Source organism: Streptomyces sp. MspMP-M5, from assembly GCF_000373585.1.
Taxonomy (GTDB): Bacteria; Actinomycetota; Actinomycetes; order Streptomycetales; family Streptomycetaceae; genus Streptomyces.
In genome coordinates, this window is the sequence record NZ_KB891929.1 from 140,300 (window position 1) to 158,023 (window position 17,724).

Below are 17,724 nucleotides of genomic sequence, written 5' to 3' on the forward strand. Positions count from 1 at the left end.
GACCGCCGCGGCGGCGGGACAGGGCCCGGTCCCCGTTCAGTCGCCGCGGTACGTCTCCAGCAGCCGCAGCCAGATCTCGCTGATCGTCGGGTAGGCAGGGACCGCGTGCCAGAGGCGCTCGATCGGGACCTCGCCGGCCACCGCGACGGTGGCCGAGTGCAGCAGCTCGCCGACGCCCGGCCCGACGAAGGTGGCACCCAGCAGCACCTCGCGGTCCAGGTCGACGACCATCCGGGCGCGGCCGCGGTAGCCGTCGGCGTACAGCGACGCACCGGCCACCGCGCCCAGGTCGTGGTCGACGACGCGGATCCGGTACCCGGCGCGCTCGGCCTCGGCGGCGCTCAGGCCCACCGCGGCGGCCTCGGGGTCGCTGAAGACGACCTGGGGGACGGCGTGCCGGTCCGCGCTGGCGCTGTGCGCGCCCCAGCGGTCGGTCTCCAGGATCGGCACTCCGCGGGCCCGGGCGGCGATCGCGGCGCCGGCGATCCGGGCCTGGTACTTGCCCTGGTGGGTCAGAAGGGCCCGGTGGTTGACGTCGCCGGCGCCGTAGAGCCAGCCGCCGGGCACGCCGGTGACCCGCAGGGTCTCGTCCACGTCCAGCCAGCCGCCCGGCGTCAGGCCGACGGTCTCCAGCCCCAGATCCTCGGTGCGCGGGGCCCGGCCGGTCGCGATCAGCAGCTCGTCGGCGATGAGCGCGTCCCCGGTGTCGAGATGGACGGTGAGCGGCCGGCCAGGTGCCTCCCGGCGTACCTCGCGCACCTCCACGCCGGTCCGCAGGGTCACCCCCGCCTCGGCCAGCGACTCGGCGACCAACTGCCCGGCGAACGGCTCCATACGGGGCAGCAGCCCGTCGCCGCGCACCAGGAGCGTCACCGCGGCGCCCAGCGCCCGCCAGGCGGTCGCCATCTCGACGCCCACCACCCCGCCGCCGACGATCACCAGCCGGCCCGGCACGGACTTGGCGCTGGTGGCGTCCCGGCTGGTCCACGGCCCGGCCTCGGCCAGCCCGGGGACGTCCGGCAGCACCGGCCGGCTGCCGGTGCAGACCGCGACCGCGTGCCGGGCGAGGAGCGTCCGCCCGCCGTCGACGGCCACCCGCCGCGGCCCGACCAGCCGCCCCCGGCCGCGGACGAGGTCGATGCCGGCCGAGTCCAGCCAGCGGACCTGCCCGTCGTCCTTCCAGTAGGAGGCGAAGGCGTCGCGGTGGGCGAGGACGGCGGGCGCGTCCAGCGGTCCGGCCGCCGCGTCCTTCAGCCCCGGCACCCGGCGCGCCTCGGAGCGGGCGGTGACCGGACGCAGCAGCGCCTTGCTGGGCATGCAGGCCCAGTAGGAGCACTCGCCGCCGACGAGTTCGTGCTCCACCAGTACCGCGCTCAGACCGGCGGCGTGCACCCGGTCGGCGAGGTTCTCGCCGGTCGGCCCGCCGCCCAGCACGATGACGTCGTAGGTGTCGGCGGCGGCCCGGTCGCCGTCGCCCGTCCCGCCGCCGGCCGCCTGCGGGCCGCCGGCCGCTGCCGTCGCTTCGCTCGCTCGGTTCGCTGACATCGGCGCTCGCTCCCTGCTGGGCATGGGGTGGGCCGGGTCCCCGGGACCCTCACCGACATCCTCTTCCCGGCGCGGGCTCAGCGCATCCGGCGTTCGACCGCCTCCTTGGCCTCCGCGAGCCCGGCGCCGGTCACCTCGCGGTAGAGCTTGATCGCCGCGATCTTCTTGTCCTGCGCCAGCAGCGCGTCGACCTCCGCCATCCGCGGGTCCACCTCCTCCTCCACCCCGAGGTGGGCCATGACCACGTCCACCTTCCGCTCCAGCCGCGCCAGCCGCCGCTCCAGCGGCTTCGTACGGCGGTCGGTGGCGGAGGCGAGCACGGCTACGGCCAGCACGAAGACGGCGATCGCGGAGTAGGTGTCCATGCCAGAAATCCTAGAGGAGTGAGCCCGGTGACCCGGGCAAGGGCCACGCCCCGCCGCCCGGTCGCTCCGCCGCCCCGACTCCCTTGAAAGCCAAGGAACTTGCCCGGCCCGCAAGGGTCGGACTCACTCGTCTAGGGTCGGTTCCGATCACCGACTGCACGGGGGAACGCAATGGACGACCGTATGGACGACCACATGGACGACCTCATACCGGACGGGGCCGGCACCGCACCGGACGACGCCGGCACGGGGACGGGGGCGGGTGACGTCGGCACGGTGACGGGCGACGCCTACCTGGCCGGCCGGCACGCCCCGGAGGGCTCGCCCGCCCACCGGCTCTACCTCTGGATCGAGCGCCTGCACGACCTCATGACCCTCTTCCACGAGCAGTTCGTCCACGAGGACTGGGAGCACGAATACAGCGCCCGTTCACTGCCGGAGGTGGAGGAGGCACTGCTCGCCTTCGGCGCCGTCGACGACGGCGACGACGCCACCCCGCTCCACATCGAGGCCGCGGCCGCCTATCTGGGCGAGACCCTGCTCCAGGAGGCGGGCGGCCGCTGGGACTGGGACGCGGCCGCGGGCACCGACGGCCTGCCCGTCGTCCGCCCCGATCCGGCCCTCGGCTGCGCACCGGTCGTGCCACTGCTCGTCGTGGGGCAGGCGCTGCGCGAGGCGTCCGGCCGGGTCCTCGCCACGGCGGCGCGCCTGCTGCGCAAGGCGGTCCGGGACCGTCAGCGGGAGCATCCGGAGTGGTGGCCGCAGCAGGTCCGCACACCGTGGGTGCACGCCGGGGCGGTCCACACGGACTGCCGCGCCCCGGAGCGCTGGCGGAACGACCGCATGATCGACTACCTCCGCTGGTGGGCGGAGCAGGCCGGCGGCCGCGACCGCTGGCTCTTCACCCCGGCCTCCCTGGACGCCATGGAGGCGCTGCTGCGCAAGCACTTCCGCACGGTCGAGGACTACGACCGCGTCGCCGACGAGCCCTTCTGGGTCATGGCCGCCTGGTACGTGGGCCAGTACGTCGTCCACAACAAGGGCGCCCTGTGGCAGTACCGCGAGGTCAACCCGGACGCCCCGCCGGGCACGTGGTACGCGGCGGACAACTACTGGACGGGCAGCGTCTTCGTCAGCCAGCGGCTGCGCTACGACGGCCACGCCGCACACCCCTGGGCGATGCTGCGCGAGGCGGTCGCCGGCAAGGACCTGCGCGAGATCGTGGACCGCTTCCCGGCCCCCCTCCCCCACCGCGCAGCCGTCGCCGAGCGCGTGACCTGGCCCGAGCAACTGTGGCCGCAGGCCCGTCCGGAACACCTGACTCCGCCGGCCCTCCCGCCGCTCACGGCCGCGGAGTCGGCGGAACTGACCGAGGCCGACGACCTCCAGGGCCCGGACTGGTTCGACAACCACCGGCTCAGCACCTGGCTCGCCGAACGGCGGGACGCCTTCCCCGCCTGGGCCGAGGCCGCCGGCGGCACCGCCGCGGCCTGGGACTTCTCCCCCGCCTCCCTCGACCGCCTCGAAGCCCTGGTGCGCGCCCGCTTCACCACCTACGAGGAGATGGTCGCCGCGAAGGACGAGCCGTTCCTGACCGGCGCCGCCTGGTACTTCGGCGAGGTCCAGGTCAGAACGTGCGGCGCCGTCTGGCGCTGCCGCCCACAGCCCCCCGAGGACCCCGACAACCCCTACGACGTCCCCATGGTCCAGGCCCCCCGCCCCACCCCGGACGAGGACACGTACGGGGACGGGGACGGGGAGGACCATGAGGAGGACCATGACGACGAGGAGTACATCCACCTCTGCGACCCGCCCGGGAGCCTGCGCGCCCTGCTCCTGAACGGCCCCGAGTCACACCTCCGGGACGCACTGGAGGCATACGGCTGAGGGGCACGGGACCGCCATCGTGCCCCCGACACCCTGGACACGCCCTGATGCAGACGGAACTCACCCCATCTACCCCACCTACCCCACCCACCCCACCTAATGGAGGCAGAACTCATTCCCCTCCGGGTCCGTCATGACCACCCACGCGCCGGCCGGTTCCCTGACCTCCCGCCGGACTCGGGCGCCGAGGGCGCAGAGCCGTGCCACCTCCTCGTCCCGCCGCCCCGCGGGGCCGTGCAGATCGATGTGCAGCCGGTTCTTTCCCGCCTTGGCCTCCGCTCGCGGTATGCGGTTGAAGAGCAGCCGCCGCCCGAGTCCCGTGCCGCTCTCCGGGTCGTACGGGTCGTCGGGGTGCCGGACCGCCGCCGCGTCCCGCCAGGCGCGCCGGTCGTGGTGGCCGACGAGGATCTCCGGCGCCACGGCACCGAGGCCGAGAAGCTTGCCGATGAGGGCACTGTGGTCCTCGACCTCGTAACGGAGCGCGCCCGCCCAGAAGTCGGCCTGGGCATGCGGGTCGTGGGCGTCGACGACGAGTTTCCAGTGCAGCGGTGCCGGGGGCATGGGAGTTGTGGTCATGGTCACCACTTATAGCCCCCGGCACTGACAACGGCCGGTCGCGCGAGGGCGGTCGGCCTGCCCGGGCGGGGGCGGCTTCCCGGGGCCCCGGTCCGTTTCCGGGTCTCAGAACAGCTTCCCCGGGTTGAGGATTCCCAGCGGGTCGAAGACCTGCTTGATGCCGCGGTGCAGGGCCACGCCGTCGGGGCCGAGTTCGCGGGCCAGCCAGTCCTTCTTCAGGACGCCGACGCCGTGTTCGCCGGTGATGGTGCCGCCGAGGCGGAGGCCGAGGGCCATGATCTCGTCGAAGGACTCGCGGGCGCGCCGCTCCTCGTCCGGGTCGGCCGGGTCGAAGCAGACCAGCGGATGGGTGTTGCCGTCGCCGGCGTGTGCGCAGACGCCGATGGTGAGGTCGTGCTTCTCGGCGATGGCGGCGGTGCCCGCCAGCATCGTGGCGAGCTGCGAACGGGGCACGCAGACGTCGTCGATGAGCATCGCGGGCTTGATCCGCTCCAGGGCGGTGAAGGCCAACCGCCGCGCCTGGAGGAGGAGTTCGGACTCGGCGGCGTCGTCGGCGGGGACGACCTGGGTGGCGCCGGCCGCCTCGCACAGCGCGCCGACCGCGGCCAGGTCGGCCACCGCGTCGGGGGTGTCGAAGGCGGCCAGCAGCAGCACCTCGGTGGTCTCCGGCAGGCCCATCTGGGCCATGGCGTTGACCGCGCGGATGCTGGTGCGGTCCATGAGTTCGAGGAGGGAGGGGGTGTGACCGTCGGCCATGATCCGGCAGACCGCGTCGCCGGCCGCCGTCACCGAGTCGAACTCGGCCACCATGGCGAGCTGTCGGGGCGGCGCGGGCTTCAGGGCCAGGGTGGCGCGGACGACGACGCCGAGGCTGCCCTCGGAGCCGACGAAGAGGCGGGTGAGGTCGTAGCCGGCGACGCCCTTGGCGGTGCGGCGGCCGGTGGTGATCAGCCGGCCGTCGGCGAGGACGACCTCCAGGCCGAGCACGTACTCGGCGGTGACGCCGTACTTCACGCAGCACAGGCCGCCGGCGGCGGTGCCGATGTTGCCGCCGATGGTGCACGTCTCCCAACTGGACGGGTCCGGCGGGTAGTAGAGGCCGTGCTCGTTGACGGCGCGGGAGAGGACGGCGTTGACGACGCCCGGTTCGACCACCGCGATCCGGTCGACGGGGTTGATCTCCAGGATGCGGTCCATTTTGACGAGCGACAGGACGATGCAGCCGTCGGTGGCGTTGGCGGCGCCCGAGACGCCGGTGCGGGCGCCCTGCGGGACGACCGGGACGCGCAGCTCGGTGGCCGTCCGCAACACGTGCTGGACCTGCTCGACGGTGCGCGGCAGGACGACCACCGCGGGGGCGCCGGCGGCGCAGAAGTTGGCCATGTCCCGGGCGTAGGAGCCGGTGACGTCGGGGTCGGTGAGCAGCGCTTCCGCCGGGAGCCCGGCGCTCAGGCGTTCGATGAGGTCCATGCCCTCAGACTCGCACCCGTGGGCCGTACACGGAAGATCGTGTACGGCCCACGGAGTGGCCCGACGAGCAGCCGGCGCGCAGCGCCTGTCATCTGGGGGCGGAGGTCGGGTGACGGGCGGGCGCTCAGAGGTTGCCGCGGCGGTCCTGTTCGCGCTCGATGGCCTCGAAGAGGGCCTTGAAGTTGCCCTTGCCGAAGCCGAGGGAGCCGTGCCGCTCGATCATCTCGAAGAAGACGGTCGGGCGGTCCTGGACCGGCTTGGTGAAGATCTGGAGCAGGTAGCCGTCCTCGTCGCGGTCGGCGAGGATCTTCAGCTCGCGCAGCTCGTCGAGGGGGACACGGGTCTCGCCGACCCACTCGCCGAGGGTGTCGTAGTAGGTGTCGGGGACGTCGAGGAACTCGACGCCGGCGGCGCGCATCTGGCGCACGGACGCGACGATGTCGTTGGTGGCCAGCGCGATGTGCTGGACGCCGGGGCCGCCGTAGAACTCCAGGTACTCGTCGATCTGGGACTTCTTCTTGGCCACGGCCGGCTCGTTGAGCGGGAACTTCACCTTCTTGGTGCCGTCCGCGACGACCTTGGACATCAGCGCCGAGTACTCGGTGGCGATGTCGTCGCCGACGAACTCCTTCATGTTGGTGAAGCCCATGACCTTGTTGTAGAAGGCCACCCACTCGTCCATCTTGCCGAGCTCGACGTTGCCGACGCAGTGGTCGATCGCCTGGAAGAAACGTTTCGCCGGAGGGGCGACCAGCGGCTGGGCGGCGACGAAGCCCGGCAGGTAGGGGCCGTCGTAGCCGGCGCGCTCCACCAGGGTGTGCCGGGTCTGGCCGTAGGTGGCGATGGCGGCGCGCACGACCGTGCCGTGCTCGTCCTTGGTCTCGTAGGGCTCCGTGAGGCCGGTGGCACCGTGCTCGACGGCGTAGGCGTACGCCGCGCGGGCGTCCGGCACCTCGATGGCCAGGTCGACGACGCCGTCGCCGTGCGCGGCCACGTGGTCGGCGAGGAAGCGGCCCCACTCGGTGGTCGGCTTGACCACCGAGGTGAAGACGAAACGGGCACCGCCGGACTCCAGGACGTAACTGGCCGTCTCGCGGCTGCCGGTCTCCGGGCCCTGGTAGGCCACGCGCCGCATGCCGAAGGCGGTGGCGTAGTAGTGCGCGGCCTGCTTGGCGTTGCCGACGGCGAAGACGACCGCGTCCATCCCCTTGACCGGGAAGGGGTCCGCCTGCCGGGCCGTGGCGGGGGTGGTGGGCTGGGTGTGCATCGTGGTCTCTGCCATGTCCGCAGAGTCCCGCCGATCCACAAGGTGCGCAATAGTTTGTGCAATCGCTGGGCATTGTGTACAGCAGTCCGCCGGACCGGTCGGGCGATCTGTACATGATGACCATCGGAATCGGAGGTGGCGGCCGTGGCGATCGATCATTTGGACGGGGCGCTGCTGGAACTGCTCGCCCGGGAACCGCGGATCGGCGTGCTGGAGGCGTCCCGCCGGCTGGGGGTGGCCCGCGGGACGGTCCAGGCGCGGCTCGACCGGCTTCAGTCGAATGGCGTGATCAGGGGGTTCGGGCCGGACGTGGACCCGGCGGCGCTGGGCTATCCGGTGACCGCGTTCGCGACCCTGGAGATCAAACAGGGCCAAGGCAGCGACGTACGGGCCCACTTGGCGTCCGTACCGGAAGTGCTGGAGCTGCATACAACGACCGGACACGGGGACATGCTCTGCAGGCTCGTCGCGCGGTCGAACGCCGATCTCCAGCGGGTTATCGACCTGGTCGTGGGCTTTGATGGCATTGTGCGGGCATCGACGGCGATCGTCATGGAAAATCCGGTTCCGCTCCGGATCATCCCGCTGGTGAAGCAGGCCGCGGGAGGCTGACGGCGGCGGGCCGCGGTCCGCTCCGGGCGGCCGGGAGCGGTGCCGGACCGAGGAGGCGACGGGTGAACTTCTGGGAGTACGTCGGCAGTCGGCACACCCAGCTGCTGACGGACACGTTCCAGCACGCCAGCGCGGTCTTCCAGTGCATGGTGATCGCGACGGTGCTGGGCGTCGTCCTCGGCGTCGCCACCTACCGCAGCGAGTGGGCCGGGGCGCTGGCGACGACGGCCACCGCGACGATCCTGACCATCCCGTCGCTGGCCCTGATCGGCCTGCTGATCCCGATCGTCGGCCTGGGCGTCGCACCGACCGTCGTGGCGCTGACCCTGTACGGGCTGCTGCCGGTGGTGCGCAACGCCATCGTGGGGCTGCGCGGGGTGGACCCGGCGCTGGTGGACGCGGCCAAGGGCATCGGGATGTCGCGGGCCGCCCGGCTGCTGCGGGTCGAACTCCCGCTGGCCTGGCCGCCGATCCTCACCGGTATCCGGGTCGCCACGCAGATGCTGATGGGCATCGCGGCCGTCGCCGCCTTCGCCTCGGGCCCCGGCCTGGGCAACGAGATCTTCCGCGGGATCGCCTCCCTGGGCAGCGCCAACTCGCTCAACCAGGTGCTCGCCGGCACGCTCGGGATCGCCGTCCTGGCCCTCCTCTTCGACGCCGCCTACGTCCTGATCGGACGCCTGACCATTCCCAGGGGGATCCGTGCCTGAGCCGAACGGGAGCAACGGGAACAACGGGAACAACGGGAGCAACCCAGCCGCCACGGAGCGGGCCGCGCGCCCGCCCGGCTCGACGGGCGCCGCCATCCGGCTGGAACACCTGACGAAGGTCTACCCCGGCAGCCCCGCCCCGGCCGTGGACGACGTCAGCATGGAGATCGGGGCCGGCGAGACGGTGGTGTTCGTCGGGCCGTCCGGCTGCGGCAAGTCCACCACGCTCAAGATGATCAACCGGCTGATCGAGCCGACCTCGGGGCGGATCCGGATCGGCGACGAGGACGTCACCGCGATCGACCCGGTCCGGCTGCGCCGCAAGGTCGGCTACGCCATCCAGGCGTCCGGGCTCTTCCCGCACATGACGGTGGCGCAGAACATCGCGCTGGTGCCGCGGATGACCGGCTGGTCCAAGGCGCGGACCAAGGAGCGCGTGGAAGAGATGCTCGACCTGGTCGGGCTGGACCCGGGCGAGTTCCACCACCGCTATCCGCGGCAGCTCTCCGGCGGCCAGCAGCAGCGGGTCGGGGTGGCCCGGGCGCTCGCCGCCGACCCGCCGGTGCTGCTGATGGACGAGCCGTTCGGCGCCGTCGACCCGATCACCCGCGACCACCTCCAGGACGAGCTGATCCGGCTCCAGCACGAGCTGCACAAGACCATCGTCTTCGTCACCCACGACTTCGACGAGGCGATCAAGCTGGGCGACCGGATCGCGGTGCTCCGCGAGCGCTCGCACATCGCCCAGTTCGACACCCCGGAGGCCATCCTCACCAACCCGGCGGACGACTTCGTCTCCGGCTTCGTGGGCGCCGGGGCGGCGCTGAAGCGGCTGAACCTGACCCGGGTGCGGGACGTGGGGGTGGTCGACTTCCCCACCGCGCAGCTCGACGACCCGCTGCAGTCGATCTTCGACCTGGTGCGGGACGGCGGCACCAACGAGGTGCTGCTGCTGGACCGGCACCACCGCCCGTACAAGTGGCTGCGCCGCGGTGACCTCTCGCGGGCCAAGCAGTCGCTGGCCCGGGCCGGCACGCTCGTCACCGACACAGTGACCAGGGACGCGACGCTGCGCGACGCCCTGGAGGCGGTGCTGACCGACAGCGCGGGCCGGGTCGCGGTCACCGGCCGGCGCGGCGAGTACACCGGTGTGGTCGACATGGAGACGCTGATGAACAACGTCCACGAACTGCTGGAGGAGGACCGGCTGGAGGCCCTGGAGCACCAGCACCAGCTGCGGGCGCAGCGCGCCCACCGGACCCAGCTCGCCCAGGAGGGCCTGGACGGCGCCGGCGGGCCCCAGGGCGGCGCGGGAGGCCGGGCGTGACGCCGGGCGCGTCCGCGGGCGGGGCGGAGCCGCCACGGGACGCGGAGACGGCACGGACGGTGGAGCGGGAGGAGGCGTCGAGGACGGCGCCCGTCGGGCCCGGCGAGCGCCGGATCAGCTGGCGGAAGTGGACGTTCATGCCGGCGTTCCTGACCGCCGCGCTGCTGGCGACCTGGCTGTGGTTCCGCGGTGCCCGCCTGGACTCCATCGCGCACCAGGCGGTGGACCACGGCAAGGTGTGGCTGGCGCTGCGCCAGCACCTGGAACTGACCGGTGTGTCCACGGTGTTCGTGCTGGTGATCGCGATTCCGCTGGGCATCGCGCTGACCCGGCCGCGGCTGCGCCGGGCCACCCCGCCGGCGATGGCGCTCGCCAACCTCGGGCAGGCGGTCCCGGCGCTCGGCCTGCTGGTGCTGCTGGTCATCTGGCTGGGCATCGGGGCCCGTTCGGCGATCGTCGGCATGGTCGTCTACGCCGTGCTGCCGGTGCTGGCCAACACCCTCGCCGGGCTGCGGGGCATCGACCCGACGCTGACCGAGGCGGCCCGCGGGATCGGGATGTCGTCGCTGGGCGTGCTGGCCAAGGTCGAACTCCCGCTGGCCGTCCCGCTGATCCTGGCCGGGGTGCGGACCGCGCTGGTGCTGAACGTGGGCACCGCGACGCTGGCGACGTTCGGCGGGGGCGGCGGGCTGGGCGACCTGATCTCGGCGGGCATCATCACCCAGCGGATGCCGGTGCTGATCCTGGGCTCGGTGCTGACGGTGGCGCTGGCGCTGCTGGTGGAGTGGCTGGCCTCGCTGGCCGAACTGCTGCTGCGGCCGCGCGGGTTGGAGGTGGCGACGTGAGGGGGCGGGCGCGGGGGCGCCGCCGGGGCGGGCCCGCGGCGGCCGGCGCGGTGCTGCTGGCCGCGGCGCTGCTCGGCGGCTGCGGGCTGGTCAGCGGCAGCCCGATGTCCGACGACGTCCGGCCCGGGACGGTGGGCCGCGGACTGCCGCTGAAGGGGGCCGATCTCACCGTCACGTCCAAGGAGTTCACCGAGAACATCGTCCTCGGCCAGATCATGGGGCTGGTGTTCAAGGCGGCCGGCGCCACCGTCATCGACAAGACCAACATCCAGGGCACCATCGGCGCCCGGGAGGCGGTCCGCACCGGCACCGCCGACGGGATGTACGAGTACACCGGCACCGGCTGGATCACCCACCTCGGGCACGTCGAGCCGATCCCGGACCCGCGGCGGCAGTGGGCGGCGGTGCGGGACGCCGACCGCCGCAACGGCATCGTCTGGCTGCCGCAGTCCCGGCTGAACAACACCTACGCGCTGGCGCTGAACGCCGCCAACGAGAGGAAGTACCGGGTGCGCACCCTCTCCGACGTCGCCGCGCTGCTGAAGAAGGACCCCGGCGCGGTCACCCTGTGCGTGGAGAACGAGTTCGCCACCCGCAACGACGGCCTGCCCGGCATGGCCAGGGCGTACGGGATGAGCGTCCCGTCGGGCAACGTCCGGCGGATGACCGGCGGCGTGGTCTACACCGAGACGGCGAAGGGGGCGTCCTGCACCTTCGGCGAGGTGTTCACCACCGACGGCCGGATCAAGGCGATGGGGCTGACGGTGCTGGCGGACGACCGGCACTTCTTCCCCAACTACAACGCCGCACCGGAGATCAACGCCCGCAGCATCGCGCGCCATCCGCAGATCGCCGAGGTCCTGGCCCCGGTCACCGCCGCCCTGGACAACGCCGTCGCCCAGAAGCTCAACGCCGAGGTGGACGTCAAGGGCCAGGACCCGCACCAGGTCGCCAAGGAGTGGCTGCTGAGGGAGGGGTTCATCAAGGAGGGCGGCGGCTGAGGCCCGCGCCCGGTGGGGCGAGTGTGGGGAAAAGGGCCCGGATCCCCGCAAGATCACGTATGGTTGCGCCACTCGAAAACGAACAAGTGTCGCAGTCGTCGTAAGGGTGGCCGCGGCAGGGGGAAAGGGCAGAAAACTCCATGAAGGCTTCCCGTGTCCGGCGCGGTGTCGCCGGTGCCGCCACCGTCGTCGCCCTGGCCGGGGCCGGCGTCCTGGCCACCGCGCCGATGGCCTCGGCCAAGGCCAACCTGATCCACATCGACAAGGTCGCGCTGGCCGCACCGGGTCTGAAGGTGAACGTCACGTACTCCTGCGACCCCGGCATGCACCACGAGCTGGTCGCCAACGCCGAGCAGCTCACCTCCTCGAAGCTGGCGAAGACCGGCGCCGGCACGATCAAGGGCGACAAGCTCGTCTGCGACTACGCCGACCACGTCGCGCAGGTGAAGCTCAAGCCGGGCTTCGGCAGCTTCGCCAAGGGCGACGAGGTGAAGATCACCGTCTTCTACTTCGACGAGGACGGCTTCCGCTACGCCGACCAGGAGACCATCGCCACCGTCTGAGCGCGGCGCCGGCCGCCCTCGGGCCCTCGGCTCAGCCGGTGCAACTGGGCACCTTCGCACCGGAGTTGAGGGCCTTGAGGGCGTCCACCGCGCCGTCCAGGGTGGTGACGGGGATCAGCCGCATCCCGGCGGGGAGTTCGGCGCGGGCGTCCGTGCACTCCGCGCGCGGCACGAGGAAGACCGTCGCCCCGTCGCGGCGCGCGGCCTGGGTCTTCAGGGCCACCCCGCCGACCGCGCCGACCGTGCCGTCGGCGTCGATGGTGCCGGTCCCCGAGACGGTCCGGCCGCCGGTGAGGTCGTGCCCGGCGCCGTCGCCGTCGAGCTTGTCGACGATGCCCAGCGCGAACAGCAGGCCCGCGCTGGGCCCGCCGATGTCCGCCAGGCTCAGGGTGACCTTGACGTCCTTGGGGGACTTGCCCAGCCGGCTCAGCGCGGCCCGGGTGGCGCTGTCCTGCGACTGCTTCATCTGCTCGGCGTTGTGCTCGGCGATCTCCTCGGTGTTGTTGCCCACCGGGTAGACCGAGTCGCGCGGCATCACCGCCTCGTCGGTGCGGAACCACGCCCGGACGATGTCCGGCAGGTGGACGGAGGCGTCCGGTCCGGTGGCGGTGATGGAGGTCATCCGCAGCTGCCCGCTGGTGTCGCGGGTGGGGGCGCCGGAGATGGTGATCACCGGCTTGCCCTTGTCGTCGCCGAGGACGTTGGCGGTGACGCCCGGATAGGCGACCGAGTACGGCAGCGGCGCCAGGGCCGCGGTCACGAGGACGGCGAGGACGAGGGCGGTGCAGACCAGCAGGGCACGGGCGCGTGAAGACACCCCGCCACCCTAAATGACCCCCGCCCCGTCCGCCCCGTGCGGCGCCCTGGGCACACGGCAGCGCCACAGGGTCCCCACACGGGCCGCCTGCGCTGCGCCGGTCCGGCGTGGCGCCGCCGGTTCAGCGCAGCGCCTCGGAGACCTCCCGGGCCGCGTCCACCACCCGCGGCCCGATCCGCGCCCCGACGTCGTCCGCCAGCAGCACCACGCCCACGCTGCCCTCTATGCCGCTGACCCCGAGCAGCGGCGCCGCGGCACCGCTGGCGCCGGCCTCCAACTCCCCGTGCGTCAGGGCGAGTCCACCGTCGTGGAGGCGGCCCTGGCGGGCCTTGAGGATGGCCCGGCCGGCGGCCCCGCGGTCCAGCGGGTGGCGGAACCCGGCGCGGTAGGCGACGTGGTAGTCGGTCCAGGTCGGCTCGACGACCGCGACCGCCAGCGCCTCGGTGCCGTCGACGAGGGTGAGGTGCGCGGTGGCGCCGACGTCCTCGGCGAGCGACCGCAGCGCCGGCAGTGCGGCCTCTCTGACCAGCGGGTGGACCTGGCGGCCCAGGCGCAGCACGCCCAGCCCGACCCGGGCCCGGCCGCCGGCGTCCCGGCGCACCAGGGCGTGCTGCTCCAGCGTGGCCAGCAGGCGGTAGACCACGGTGCGGTTGACGCCGAGCTTCTGCGACAGCTCGGTGACGGTCAGCCCGTGGTCGGTGTCGGCGAGCAGTTTGAGGACGCGCAGTCCTCGGTCGAGCGTCTGGGAGGTCTCTGCGGTCACGACGCCCCTCCTGGAGTGAGTGGCGGCGTCCGTACGCGGAGCGCTGTTCGTCCCGGAAACAGCGCCCTGGAGCCGCCGGCCGCTGTGCACCGGCTGCGCTCCGCGGCGGCGCTGCCACGGGGCGTGTGCGTGACCGGGACAGTAGCGAGCCACTCCGGTCAGCGGAAGAGTCCGTCCAGAATCCGGGCGCGGTCGCCCGGAATATCCGGGCTCGTCCGCACCGTGGGCCGCCCCCGGAGGCACCAGGATGCGCCACCCCGCTGCGGGGTGGCAGTGTGCCCCGCGAGCCGGCCGACCGGGCCCGCGCCACGCACCCGCACCGTTCCCCCACCGAACCCGCACCGGGCCTCCCCGGCTGCGCTCAGCGCATCCGCGTCGCCCACTCCCGCACCTTCCGGATGCGCTCGTTGAGCTGCCCGGCCGTGGCCTCCGCGCTCGGCGGGCCGCCGCACACCCGGCGCAGCTCGGTGTGGATCACCCCGTGCGGTTTGCCGCTCTGGTGGACGTAGGCGCCGACCAGCGTGTTGAGCTGCTTGCGGAGCTCCAGCAGCTCCTTGTGCGTGACCACCGGCCGCCGCTCGGCCGGGATCTCCAGCAGGTCCGCCTCGCTGTCCGGCTTCTTCCGGCTGTGCGCTATCTGCCGGGCCTGCCGCTTCTGCAGCAGCAGCTGCACCTGGTCGGGCTCCAGCAGCCCGGGGATGCCGAGGTAGTCCTGCTCCTCCTCGCTGCCCGCGTGCGCCTGCATGCCGAACTCGGCGCCGTCGTAGAGGACCCGGTCGAAGACCGCCTCCGACTCCAGCGCCTCGAAGGAGAACTGCTCCTGCTCTCCGGTGTCCTCGTCCTGCTGCTTGTTCGCCTCGTCCAGCTCCTTCTCGGACTCGGCGTACGGGTCCTCCTCACCGTCCTTCTTCGGCTTGTCGAGGACGTGGTCGCGCTCGACCTCCATCTCGTTGGCGAAGCCGAGCAGCATCGGGACGGTGGGCAGGAAGACCGACGCGGTCTCGCCTCGCCTGCGGGACCGCACGAAGCGGCCGACGGCCTGCGCGAAGAACAGCGGGGTGGAGATCGTGGTGGCGTACACCCCGACCGCCAGCCGGGGCACGTCCACGCCCTCGGACACCATCCGGACCGCGACCATCCAGCGGTCGTCGGAGTGCGCGAAGTCGTCGATCCGCTGCGAGGCGCCCGCGTCGTCGGACAGCACCAGGGTCGCGCCCTCGCCGGTGATCTCCCGGATCAGCTTGGCGTACGCCCGGGCCTGCTCCTGGTCGGAGGCGATGACCAGCGCACCGGCGTCCGGGATGCCCTTGCGGACCTCGGTCAGCCGCCGGTCGGCGGCCCGCAGCACGTTCGGCATCCACTCGCCGCGCGGGTCCAGCGCGGTGCGCCACGCCTGCGAGACGGCGTCCTTGGTCATCGGCTCGCCGAGCCGGGCCGCGATCTCGTCGCCGGCCTTGGTGCGCCAGCGCATGTTGCCGCTGTAGGAGAGGAAGATCACCGGGCGGACGACGCCGTCGGCGAGGGCGTTGCCGTAGCCGTAGGTGTAGTCCGCGGACGACCGGCGGATCCCGTCGTTGCCCTCCTCGTACGAGACGAACGGGATCGGGTTGGTGTCGGAGCGGAACGGGGTGCCGGTCAGCGCCAGCCGCCGGGTCGCCGGCTCGAACGCCTCCAGGCACGCCTCGCCCCACGACTTGGAGTCGCCGGCGTGGTGGATCTCGTCCAGGATCACCAGGGTTTTGCGCTGCTCGATGCGGTTGCGGTGCAGCATCGGGCGGACCCCGACACCGGCGTAGGTGATCGCGATTCCGTGGTACTCGCGGCCCAGCGGGCCGGCACTGTACTCCGGGTCGAGCTTGATGCCGATCCGGGCCGCGGCCTCCGCCCACTGCTTCTTCAGGTGCTCGGTCGGCGCGACCACCGTGACCTGCTGCACGACGTGGTGGTGCAGCAGCCACGAGGCGAGGGTGAGCGCGAAGGTGGTCTTGCCGGCGCCGGGCGTGGCCACGGCGAGGAAGTCCCTGGGCTGGGTCTGGAGGTACCGGTCCATGGCCGCCTGCTGCCAGGCACGCAGCTTGTTCGCGGTACCCCACGGGGCCCGCCCCGGGAAGGCCGGGGACAGGTGATGACTGTTGGTGGCGCTGGTGGTAGTCACGGTCTCCGTCGGCTGAGGTCGGCGATCGGCAACCGCGTCAGCCTACCGGTGCCCCCCGGCCCGCCCGGCGCGGAACGGCGGCTCCCGCGACGGGGTGGGAGCCAGCTCACACCGGCCCGCCGGGCAGTCACCGGCCCCCGGCCCGGCCGGTCTTCGGGCGCAGCCGGGCGGAGAGGAGCGCACCGGCCGCCGCCACCGCCGCCATCGCCGCGAAGACGGCCAGGAAGGCGGCGGGATGGCTCACCGCGGCGCCCGCGGGACCGCCCGGCGCGGCGCCGGCCGCGGCGATCGAGCCCCCGCCGAAGGCCACGAACAGCACCCCGCTGACACCGACGAAGGTCACGTTGCCCAGCGCGTCGGACATCTGCAGCGAGGCGGAGTTGCTGCCGGCCTCCTCCGGCCGGGAGAGCTTGAGCAGCAGCACGCCACCGCTGGAGATGTTCAGCCCCATGCCGAACCCGCCTATCGTCCACGCCGCGGCCACCGTCCAGACCGGCACCCCGTCGATCAGCACCAGCGGCACCAGCACGATCGCCGTGGCCAACAGGGCCATCCCCAGGCCCATCAGCCGCTCGCGGTGGGCGTCCAGACCCGGGCGGCTCTGCACGTACGAGCCGAGCGCCCAGGTCAGACCGCCTCCGGTGAGGGAGAGGCCGGCGAGGGTGGCGGACAGCCCGCGCTGGGTGACCAGCAGCAGCGGGATGAAGCTCTCGGCGGCGACCAGCGCCCCGGCGGCCAGGCCGCGCATCAGCACCACCGTCGGCAGTCCGCGGCCGGCCCGGAACGTGCCGCGCGGCAGCAGCCGCACGATCGCCGGGGCCAGCAGCGCCAGCCCGACGGCGGCCGGCAGCAGCGCGATCCAGCTCGGGTGCTGGCCCGCGTACTGCAGCAGCGACGCGCCCACCGCGACGGCCAGCGCCAGCCGGCAGCGGCGGCTGCCCAGGATCTGCCGGAGGCCGCCGTCCGGCGCCGGGGCCGTGCGCGGCAGCTTGCGCAGCGCCGGCAGCATCACCCCGAGCGGCAGGAGTATCAGCACGGGTATGGAGAGGAACACCCAGCGCCAGCCGAGCTGTTCGGTGACCGTCCCGGCGACCAGCGGGCCGACGATCACCGGCACCACCCAGGCCGCCGAGAACGACGCCATGACCGCCGGCCGCAGCCGCTCGGGATAGCCGCGGCCGACGACGACGTACAGCGCCACCACCGCCAGGCCGCCGCCCAGTCCCTGCACACCGCGTCCGGCGACGAACATCCCCATGCTCTGCGCCCCGCCGGCGATCACCAGCCCGGCGCCGAACGCCGCTATCCCGCTGAACAGCGGCGCCAGCGGCCCGCGCCGGTCGCTCCACACCCCCGAGAGCGCCATCGCGAACAGGCTGGCCGTGAAGAACGCCGAGAAGGCGAAGGCGTAGAGCCCGATGCCGTCGAGGGCCCGGGCCGCCACCGGCATGGCGGTGTTCACCGCGCTCGCCTCGAAGGCGATGAGGGAGACGACGGAGATGATGCCGAGGGTCAGGGCGCGGTGCTCCCGGCCGAGGACGCCGCCGGAGCCCTCCGTCGGCGGAGCCGCGGGCGGGGTCCGTTCCCCGGCCCCGGGCACCTGGCCCGCTTCCGGGGCGGTGGTGGCAGTGGTGGCGGTGGCAGATGCGGCGGTGCTGCCCGTCGCGGCCGCGGGGGCCGCGTCTACCGGGCTCGAAGGGTCAGCGGTCATCGGGCCAGCGTAAGGGCCGTAAAGGCGCTGCGCCCCTGTCCGGAGGCGGGGATTCCCTCGGCCATCGGTCCTACGCCGCGGCCCGTGACCGCCCCCGCATCCGGCCCCAC

General features: G+C 73.1%; 16 protein-coding genes. 7 read left to right on the top strand and 9 right to left on the bottom strand.

The window, feature by feature from the left end:
• Positions 1 to 36: 36 nt before the first annotated feature.
• A complete protein-coding gene (locus tag B073_RS0132660; RefSeq protein ID WP_018542285.1) occupies positions 37 to 1,545 on the bottom strand; it encodes a dihydrolipoyl dehydrogenase family protein in 1,509 nt (502 codons plus the stop codon).
• Between the two features lie 77 nt (positions 1,546 to 1,622).
• Positions 1,623 to 1,910, bottom strand: coding sequence for a ribosomal protein L7/L12 (locus tag B073_RS0132665; protein WP_018542286.1), 288 nt, complete (start codon positions 1,908 to 1,910; stop codon positions 1,623 to 1,625).
• A 171-nt stretch (positions 1,911 to 2,081) separates the two neighbouring features.
• On the opposite strand from B073_RS0132665, the gene B073_RS43080 reads away from it, so the two are divergent.
• Complete coding sequence (locus B073_RS43080) at positions 2,082 to 3,797, top strand: hypothetical protein (protein ID WP_018542287.1); 1,716 nt, start codon at positions 2,082 to 2,084, stop codon at positions 3,795 to 3,797.
• A gap of 96 nt (positions 3,798 to 3,893) precedes the next feature.
• Here the strand turns inward: B073_RS43080 and B073_RS0132680 are convergent, their stop codons facing one another.
• From B073_RS0132680 to hppD, 3 genes are all read right to left on the bottom strand, one after another.
• Positions 3,894 to 4,373 carry a VOC family protein gene (locus B073_RS0132680; protein ID WP_026247940.1) on the bottom strand — a complete coding sequence of 160 codons (480 nt, stop codon included), beginning with the start codon at positions 4,371 to 4,373 and terminating at the stop codon, positions 3,894 to 3,896.
• A gap of 105 nt (positions 4,374 to 4,478) precedes the next feature.
• On the bottom strand, positions 4,479 to 5,843 hold the full coding sequence (locus B073_RS0132685; protein WP_018542289.1) for an FAD-binding oxidoreductase: 1,365 nt from the start codon (positions 5,841 to 5,843) through the stop codon (positions 4,479 to 4,481).
• Positions 5,844 to 5,967: 124 nt separating this feature from the next.
• A complete protein-coding gene (gene hppD / locus B073_RS0132690) occupies positions 5,968 to 7,125 on the bottom strand; it encodes a 4-hydroxyphenylpyruvate dioxygenase (protein WP_018542290.1) in 1,158 nt (385 codons plus the stop codon).
• Positions 7,126 to 7,254: 129 nt separating this feature from the next.
• Here hppD and B073_RS0132695 point away from each other — a divergent pair, with 129 nt between their 5' ends.
• The 6 genes from B073_RS0132695 (at position 7,255) to B073_RS0132720 (ending at position 12,168) form a co-directional block, all read left to right on the top strand.
• A complete protein-coding gene (locus B073_RS0132695; RefSeq protein ID WP_026247941.1) occupies positions 7,255 to 7,722 on the top strand; it encodes an Lrp/AsnC family transcriptional regulator in 468 nt (155 codons plus the stop codon).
• A gap of 62 nt (positions 7,723 to 7,784) precedes the next feature.
• Positions 7,785 to 8,432 carry an ABC transporter permease gene (locus tag B073_RS0132700; RefSeq protein WP_018542292.1) on the top strand — a complete coding sequence of 216 codons (648 nt, stop codon included), beginning with the start codon at positions 7,785 to 7,787 and terminating at the stop codon, positions 8,430 to 8,432.
• A gap of 94 nt (positions 8,433 to 8,526) precedes the next feature.
• Positions 8,527 to 9,759 carry a betaine/proline/choline family ABC transporter ATP-binding protein gene (locus B073_RS0132705; protein WP_026247942.1) on the top strand — a complete coding sequence of 411 codons (1,233 nt, stop codon included), beginning with the start codon at positions 8,527 to 8,529 and terminating at the stop codon, positions 9,757 to 9,759.
• On the top strand, positions 9,756 to 10,604 hold the full coding sequence (locus tag B073_RS0132710; protein ID WP_018542294.1) for an ABC transporter permease: 849 nt from the start codon (positions 9,756 to 9,758) through the stop codon (positions 10,602 to 10,604). The genes B073_RS0132705 and B073_RS0132710 overlap by 4 nt, the downstream gene beginning before the upstream one ends.
• Complete coding sequence (locus B073_RS0132715; RefSeq protein ID WP_018542295.1) at positions 10,601 to 11,605, top strand: glycine betaine ABC transporter substrate-binding protein; 1,005 nt, start codon at positions 10,601 to 10,603, stop codon at positions 11,603 to 11,605. The genes B073_RS0132710 and B073_RS0132715 overlap by 4 nt, the downstream gene beginning before the upstream one ends.
• A gap of 140 nt (positions 11,606 to 11,745) precedes the next feature.
• The gene (locus B073_RS0132720; RefSeq protein ID WP_018542296.1) at positions 11,746 to 12,168 is read left to right on the top strand and encodes a hypothetical protein; all 423 of its coding nucleotides are present in this window, start codon (positions 11,746 to 11,748) and stop codon (positions 12,166 to 12,168) included.
• Positions 12,169 to 12,199: 31 nt separating this feature from the next.
• Here B073_RS0132720 and B073_RS0132725 read toward each other — a convergent pair whose 3' ends face one another.
• The 4 genes from B073_RS0132725 to B073_RS0132740 form a co-directional block, all read right to left on the bottom strand.
• Entirely contained in the window at positions 12,200 to 12,985 is a 786-nt protein-coding gene (locus B073_RS0132725; RefSeq protein ID WP_018542297.1) for a PDZ domain-containing protein, read from the bottom strand.
• 121 nt (positions 12,986 to 13,106) lie between these two features.
• Complete coding sequence (locus B073_RS0132730) at positions 13,107 to 13,748, bottom strand: IclR family transcriptional regulator (RefSeq protein WP_018542298.1); 642 nt, start codon at positions 13,746 to 13,748, stop codon at positions 13,107 to 13,109.
• Between the two features lie 361 nt (positions 13,749 to 14,109).
• On the bottom strand, positions 14,110 to 15,903 hold the full coding sequence (locus tag B073_RS0132735; RefSeq protein ID WP_018542299.1) for a DEAD/DEAH box helicase: 1,794 nt from the start codon (positions 15,901 to 15,903) through the stop codon (positions 14,110 to 14,112).
• 127 nt (positions 15,904 to 16,030) lie between these two features.
• Positions 16,031 to 17,614 carry an MFS transporter gene (locus B073_RS0132740; protein ID WP_037813445.1) on the bottom strand — a complete coding sequence of 528 codons (1,584 nt, stop codon included), beginning with the start codon at positions 17,612 to 17,614 and terminating at the stop codon, positions 16,031 to 16,033.
• Positions 17,615 to 17,724: the final 110 nt, after the last annotated feature.